Consider the following 5876-nt stretch of genomic DNA (forward strand, 5'->3'; position numbering starts at 1 on the left):
GTTCGATAATATTGGCAGCTGTATTTACGGTTAACCTTGGTTCCCCAATATTTACATACCCTGTGCCTGCGTACAACGATGAAAAAAATTTACTCACTTTACCCAGGAAAAAATTTCTCCCAAAATTAAAACCGGCTAAAAAAATAGAGCTGTTGGTTTTTTGAAAAAGATAATCTGAGTTTCCATCCTTATATTGCTGGTTATATTTTACTGCATTAAAATCTACTACAAACTGTGCAAACAAAGAAGATGAAATTTTGTATTCTATACCGGAGTTAAGTGCTAAAGATGTTTTATATGCCTTTGCAAAATTACCTTCCGGCGAAAGTAAACCAACTGATGTGGTGAAATAAAATTTACTGCTGTCCTGCGCTTTGCAAACTTTAGCAAAGCAGGTAATGGCAAATAGCAGCAGTAAATAATTTTTTAAAATTGCCATTAATTTTTATTTTGGGCAGATAAAAATTTAATGGTAGAATACGCCATCCCAAAATCATCATTGGTAATATTTAATTTCATCTCTCTTAATGCCACTTTTATCAGGGCCAGATGATGAATGGTATGTTCGGCGTTATACACTATTTCCCTGTAAAAAGTAGTAATAACCACATCGCCGTAATTACCTGTATCGCACTCTGTAAATAAAGTCATTTCTTTATCAGGCTGAATTATATTTTCTGCAAGTACATGCAATGCGTCTATTGCAATGGCCGGGTCCGTTTCAAGAGATAAATTTCTAACCCTGTTTATATAATCCACCACGCCAATGTTATAACCATCAGCAGCACATTTTAATAATTCGATTATATGCCTGGTATGCCCGCCAATACTGGCATTACCCAGGTAGGTAATTTTTTTATTGTATTCTTCATTACTCAGTAACAGTAAAAGATTACTTAATGATTTTAGCTGTTGAGTTAGTGGAAAAAAAATCATGCAGTGGATTTATTATTTTAATAATGCTGAGCCAAATAAATGATTGTAAGCTACACAGTGAATGGAAATATATTTGTATTCCTTAAAGTCTGGTATTCCGGGAACACTGTACACCTGGTTACCTGCAGTTGATTTTAGTGAACCTAAATCAATATAGGAAACAGGCATTGCTTCTTTAGCAATATACACATGCAGTGCAGGGCCATTGTTGGTTGTAAAATTGGCAAGTTTTACATCATAAGTATTACCCTTTTTATACACTTCCGCTCTGCCTGTAACTGTACCAAAAGGCCCCGAAGTAAAATCGCCACTGAAAATTAAGGTTGCAGTTATAATGGTACTGTCCATGGCAGCAGTGGTATCTACTGTTTCGTTTAATACCGTAGTGGGGGCAAAGTTTTTTTCTTTTTTGCAGGAGCTTATAATAAGTGATGCAAAGCAAAAAATAATAATAGTGTAACGCATAGTAAAGGATTTAAAAATTAAAAATAATTTCAGGTGATAAAACAAATTTTCTTGTCAACCCATCAGGTCTTATTTCTCTTACAAAAAAAGGTACTCCTCCTGCTAAGGCAATTGAAAATTTATTATTCAGTTTATATTTTACAACCGCAGTGCCATTAAGTGTTATACCTTCCGACCCTTTTAATTCAATTGCTTTATTATTAATGTTTCCATTGATATAGGTATCTCTGCCTAAATGATAAATACCCAAGAGACCAATATTTAAATTCAATTTATTTTTTGTAATAAGTGTATATCCGGCTTTTAATAAAATATCCCCCTTTCTTTTAAAAGTATTGGTAGGCGAATATTTATTTGCTGCTGCTGTGTTCCAGTAATCGGGTAAAAATGTATTGCGGTTGGTGCCTGTAAGCGGTTGCTGTACAGCGGTTGCAAATGCCCATTTTTTATTGGTAATTGAAATGCCTGCTAATAGATCTGCAGTCCCTAAACTGCTTTGGTATTGCATAGGTAAAGGTTTATTGCCGGTGCGTATATCACTGTTGTTTAAAGGTATTTTTGTACCTAATAAAAACGAAGTTTCCCAATTGGTTTTTTTATCAAGTGTATAAGTTGATGAAAGAAACAGATCTCCCAAACCTGTTGCATTGCCCAAATTTCCGTTGGCATAATTTGCAGTAAGTTTTGCCTGAATGGCCCATTTTTTATTTATTTTATTATCGTATTGTATGCCGGGAGTAAATACAAAAACATTTTCATCGCCAATGCCATTGCTTAAAATTAATGTTAGGCTTTGTTTTTTTTGATTTGCCTGATCAGCATCGTGCTGGTTCATATTGCCGATAGTACAAAACCCTGCATCGCTGCAGCCTTGTGCAATTATTTTTTTTACCGGAAGAAAGATTGCAGCAGTTAATAACAAGAATAAATTTATTTTCATAATGCCATTGATTTTTTAAAATATCGGTTATACAATGCAACACCCTGCTCTTTATGTAAAATCAAAATAATGATACAGCTTATCATTACTGCAATGGCAAGCATAAACAATTGTCCGCCATCGCCTTTAGATTCAATGCCAATAACTGTTAAGTGCGAAAGAACAGCGCCTGCCATTAAACCCGTACCCAGCAAAGCACCAATAAAAACTGTTGATGGTAATAAAAGTAATATGGATGTAAAAAGCTCCACTATACCTGTGCCAATTCTGCCCCAGGGCTCAGCACCTAATTTTGTAAAAAGTTCAACAGATTCGGAATGGCCCGAAAATTTAAAATATAAAGTTTGTAAAAGGATTATTGCAGCAGCAATACGCAGCAACCAGGAAAATATATTCTTTAATTTCATTTAGTTTTGGTTTAACCGTTTAAAAAATATTGTTTTTTATATACACAATTTGTCTGCAACTGGTTTTTATTTAAAAATATTTGCCCAGTTTATATCTGCTTTAGATTTTAAGCCGGCTTCATCTTTATTCCATTTGTTAAGAGTGTTATTTACCCAACTGTGATAAAAGAGATACAATTTGCCACCCACTATTTTAAATGTTTCCGGGTCAATTTCAACTTTATCGTTAGTAGCACCCATGGCATAGGCACACCACCCGCCATATTGGGGTTCGTATTTTTTATAGTCTTTTACAAACAACTCTTTGTTGGCTGCAGTAGAAAAATAATAGGTAACGCCTTCGGCAGAAGCTGCAAACTGTTTATTACCTTTTACAGCCTTGCTTTGGGTAAAATATGCAACAGGGTCGTAACCCTGTATTGCAAGCCCTTTTTCAAGATTAAAATCTTTTGTACGCAAAACTGCCTGTGCATTGGCATTTGCAATTAAAAAGGGTACAGTAATTGCGGCTGTAATAAATGTTTTCAGTCTCATGTTTAATTTTATTTAGTGAATGTTATTTTTGGAACCAGTAAAAGCATTTATTCCATAAAAATTCAGTTTAGGTACAATTTTTTTTTGTAAAAAGTTTTTGAAAATATTTTTTTAAATAAATAATTAATAAACGGCCTGTTTAATTTATATACGTCGTAAGGGATCGGTTTAGCAGTAAAAAATTAACAGGTTGGGTAAATCCTGTTTAATGATAATATTGTATATAGTAAAAATAGAACGATGAAAAATTTAATAGTAATTGCTGTGCTTAGCATATTTTCTTCCTGTGCACAATCTCAAAGTAAAAATGTAAAAGTACCAGCCGGCACAAAAACAAAAACGGCAAACGAAGCTGTGGCCACCTTTGGCGAAGGTTGTTTTTGGCATGCCGAAATTGTCTTTCAAAGTTTAGTGGGCGTAAGAGATGCAGTATCGGGCTATGCAGGCGGCAGCGTTGCAAATCCGGATTATGAAAACGTTTGTACCGGTAACACAGGCCACGCCGAAGTGGTACAGGTATATTACGACAGTACAAAAATTTCGTACCAAACATTAGTAAAAGCATTTTTTGCCAGCCAGGACCCTACCGAATTAAATATGCAGGGCAACGATGTGGGAACCCAATACCGCACCGTAGCATTTTATAAAAATGAAAACGAAAAGCAAATTATAAATGCTGAAATAAAAAGATTGACTGATTCAAAAAAATATTCCGGCAAAATTGTAACGCAGGTAATTCCTTTAAAAACTTTTTATCCTGCAGAAGCGTATCACCAGGAGTATGTATTGCATCACCCCGAAAATGGTTATGTACAAAATGTTTCGATACCGGATTTTATGAAATTTAAAAAAGAATTTAAAGGTAATTTTAAAAATTAAAAATATTTTATGAAACTTAAAATAGCAGCTACAGCAGCAATCGTTATTTGTGGCGTATTGATTTTGAGTTTTAAAAAAAATAAAACCACAGCCACTGATACTATGTTTGAACCATTTGCAGTAGTAGAACTTTTTACATCGCAGGGGTGCTCCAGTTGCCCGCCTGCTGATGAATTGCTGGCCAAAACAATTACCGGTGCAAAAAAATCGGGTAAAAAAATATTTGCCTTATCATTTCATGTAGATTACTGGAACCGTTTAGGATGGAAAGATCCGTTCAGCAGCAGTAACTTTTCTCAACGGCAAAAAGAATATGCAGCTGCATTAAATCTTGATGGGGCCTACACACCGCAAATGATAGTAAATGGCAGCAGCCAGTTTGTTGGTTCAGATAACAGCTCATTAGCCCAATCAATAACAAAAGCATTAAACACAAATGCTGCAGTAAATTTTACAACCTTAACTGCAACTTACAATAACGATAAAAAAATTACACTGCAATATGCATTAGAAGGGAATTTTGCAGGCAGTAAAATAAATGCAGCATTAATTTCCCTTACCGAAACTACTGTTGTAAAACGTGGCGAAAATGGCGGCCATACTTTAAAAAATGAAAATGTGGTGCGCCAGTGGATAAGTATAGATGCCACTTCATCCGGCGAAATAGTATTTGAAAATACCACAGCACTGCAAAAAGAAAATACAGCAATCATTGCTTTTGTACAACAGCAAAAAGATTTAAAAATTACCGGCGCTGCAATGGTAAAAAATTAAAAACTATTCAGCATCATACAAATCTCCCTGCGATGCTAAAATTTCCCTGTATTTATTAAAGAGTTTTGTTTTAGAAATAAAGCCAATAAATTTTCTTTCATTATCCAGAACCGGCAAGTACCAGCTTTGTGTAATATCAAATTTTTCCATCACCGTATGCATATCCATGTGTTGCAGTAAAACCGCAGCAGGTTTTTTCATCACTGATTTTATAGTAACTTTTTCAAACTGATCAGGCTCAAATAACTTTTGTTTAATATCATTCAGTTCAATAATGCCGGCAAATTTTTCATTTTTATCCGTAACCGCAAAAATATTTTTCTCGCTGCATTTAATAATTTCCACCAGTTGCTTTAATTTTTTATCAATACCAATGCTTTCGTAAGTATCCTGCAGCATTTCATCTAAACTAATAGAGGTAAGAATATTTTTTTCTTTTTTCTGCGTAAAAATTTGTCCTTCCAGTGCCAGCTTTTTTGTTTCCATCGAAAAGGGCTCATACATCTTTACAATAAAAAAAGAAATAGAAGAAACGATCATCAGCGGAATAAATAATTCATAACCGCTGGAAATTTCTGCAATTAAAAATATAGCCGTAAGCGGACAATACATTACGCCACTCAGCACACCCGCCATGCCCACCAAACTAAAATTACCTTCCGGTATTTTTATCCATGGTGTACTATTTAATAATTTACTAAAAAAGAAACCGAGGTAGGCACCACTAAATAACGAAGGCGCAAAGTTGCCGCCATTACCACCGCTGCCAATGGTAATACCAGCAGCAATAGGTTTTAATAAAAATATTAATGCAGTAAAAACAATTATACCCCAGTTATTACCCAGCTTTGTAAGCAGCGTGGTGTTATCTGTAAACGAATTATAATTACCACTGGCAACTAACTTGACACTGTTGTACCCTTCGCCAAATAATGGCGGCA

General features: G+C 34.8%; 9 protein-coding genes. 2 read left to right on the forward strand and 7 right to left on the reverse strand.

All coding sequences use genetic code 11. From position 1 onward, the window contains the following. The 6 genes from ACY65O_RS14875 to ACY65O_RS14900 form a co-directional block, all read right to left on the reverse strand. Positions 1 to 439: hypothetical protein (locus ACY65O_RS14875; protein ID WP_462221647.1), on the reverse strand; the 439-nt coding region annotated here is incomplete at its 3' end. Beyond that, positions 439 to 936: a hypothetical protein gene (locus ACY65O_RS14880; RefSeq protein WP_462221648.1), complete on the reverse strand. Its 498-nt coding sequence runs from the start codon at positions 934 to 936 to the stop codon at positions 439 to 441. The genes ACY65O_RS14880 and ACY65O_RS14875, both read right to left, overlap by 1 nt. A gap of 12 nt (positions 937 to 948) precedes the next feature. Beyond that, positions 949 to 1401 carry a DM13 domain-containing protein gene (locus ACY65O_RS14885; RefSeq protein WP_462221649.1) on the reverse strand — a complete coding sequence of 151 codons (453 nt, stop codon included), beginning with the start codon at positions 1399 to 1401 and terminating at the stop codon, positions 949 to 951. Positions 1402 to 1411: 10 nt separating this feature from the next. Then, positions 1412 to 2341: a hypothetical protein gene (locus tag ACY65O_RS14890; RefSeq protein ID WP_462221650.1), complete on the reverse strand. Its 930-nt coding sequence runs from the start codon at positions 2339 to 2341 to the stop codon at positions 1412 to 1414. After that, positions 2338 to 2748, reverse strand: coding sequence for a DoxX family protein (locus ACY65O_RS14895; RefSeq protein WP_462221651.1), 411 nt, complete (start codon positions 2746 to 2748; stop codon positions 2338 to 2340). Before ACY65O_RS14895 ends, ACY65O_RS14890 begins: the two co-directional genes overlap by 4 nt. A 66-nt stretch (positions 2749 to 2814) precedes the next feature. Beyond that, positions 2815 to 3282: a YHS domain-containing (seleno)protein gene (locus ACY65O_RS14900; RefSeq protein ID WP_462221652.1), complete on the reverse strand. Its 468-nt coding sequence runs from the start codon at positions 3280 to 3282 to the stop codon at positions 2815 to 2817. 240 nt (positions 3283 to 3522) lie between these two features. On the opposite strand from ACY65O_RS14900, the gene msrA reads away from it, so the two are divergent. Then, positions 3523 to 4161, forward strand: a complete 639-nt coding sequence (msrA, locus tag ACY65O_RS14905) for a peptide-methionine (S)-S-oxide reductase MsrA (RefSeq protein ID WP_462221653.1) — start codon at positions 3523 to 3525, stop codon at positions 4159 to 4161. 9 nt (positions 4162 to 4170) lie between these two features. After that, positions 4171 to 4935 carry a DUF1223 domain-containing protein gene (locus tag ACY65O_RS14910; protein WP_462221654.1) on the forward strand — a complete coding sequence of 255 codons (765 nt, stop codon included), beginning with the start codon at positions 4171 to 4173 and terminating at the stop codon, positions 4933 to 4935. Positions 4936 to 4938: 3 nt separating this feature from the next. Here ACY65O_RS14910 and ACY65O_RS14915 read toward each other — a convergent pair. Then, a partial coding sequence (locus ACY65O_RS14915; RefSeq protein WP_462221655.1) for a chloride channel protein occupies positions 4939 to 5876 on the reverse strand: 938 nt, incomplete at its 5' end.

It is taken from the genome of Ferruginibacter sp., from assembly GCF_031430955.1.
Lineage (GTDB): Bacteria > Bacteroidota > Bacteroidia > Chitinophagales > Chitinophagaceae > Ferruginibacter.

What these genes read in the sequence shown, in the direction of transcription:
- ACY65O_RS14880 (WP_462221648.1), bottom strand. Translation starts at nt 936, where the DNA reads ATGATTTTTTTTCCACTAACTCAACAGCTAAAATCATTAAGTAATCTT.
- ACY65O_RS14885 (WP_462221649.1), bottom strand. Translation starts at nt 1,401, where the DNA reads ATGCGTTACACTATTATTATTTTTTGCTTTGCATCACTTATTATAAGC.
- ACY65O_RS14890 (WP_462221650.1), bottom strand. Translation starts at nt 2,341, where the DNA reads ATGAAAATAAATTTATTCTTGTTATTAACTGCTGCAATCTTTCTTCCG.
- ACY65O_RS14895 (WP_462221651.1), bottom strand. Translation starts at nt 2,748, where the DNA reads ATGAAATTAAAGAATATATTTTCCTGGTTGCTGCGTATTGCTGCTGCA.
- ACY65O_RS14900 (WP_462221652.1), bottom strand. Translation starts at nt 3,282, where the DNA reads ATGAGACTGAAAACATTTATTACAGCCGCAATTACTGTACCCTTTTTA.
- msrA (WP_462221653.1), top strand. Translation starts at nt 3,523, where the DNA reads ATGAAAAATTTAATAGTAATTGCTGTGCTTAGCATATTTTCTTCCTGT.
- ACY65O_RS14910 (WP_462221654.1), top strand. Translation starts at nt 4,171, where the DNA reads ATGAAACTTAAAATAGCAGCTACAGCAGCAATCGTTATTTGTGGCGTA.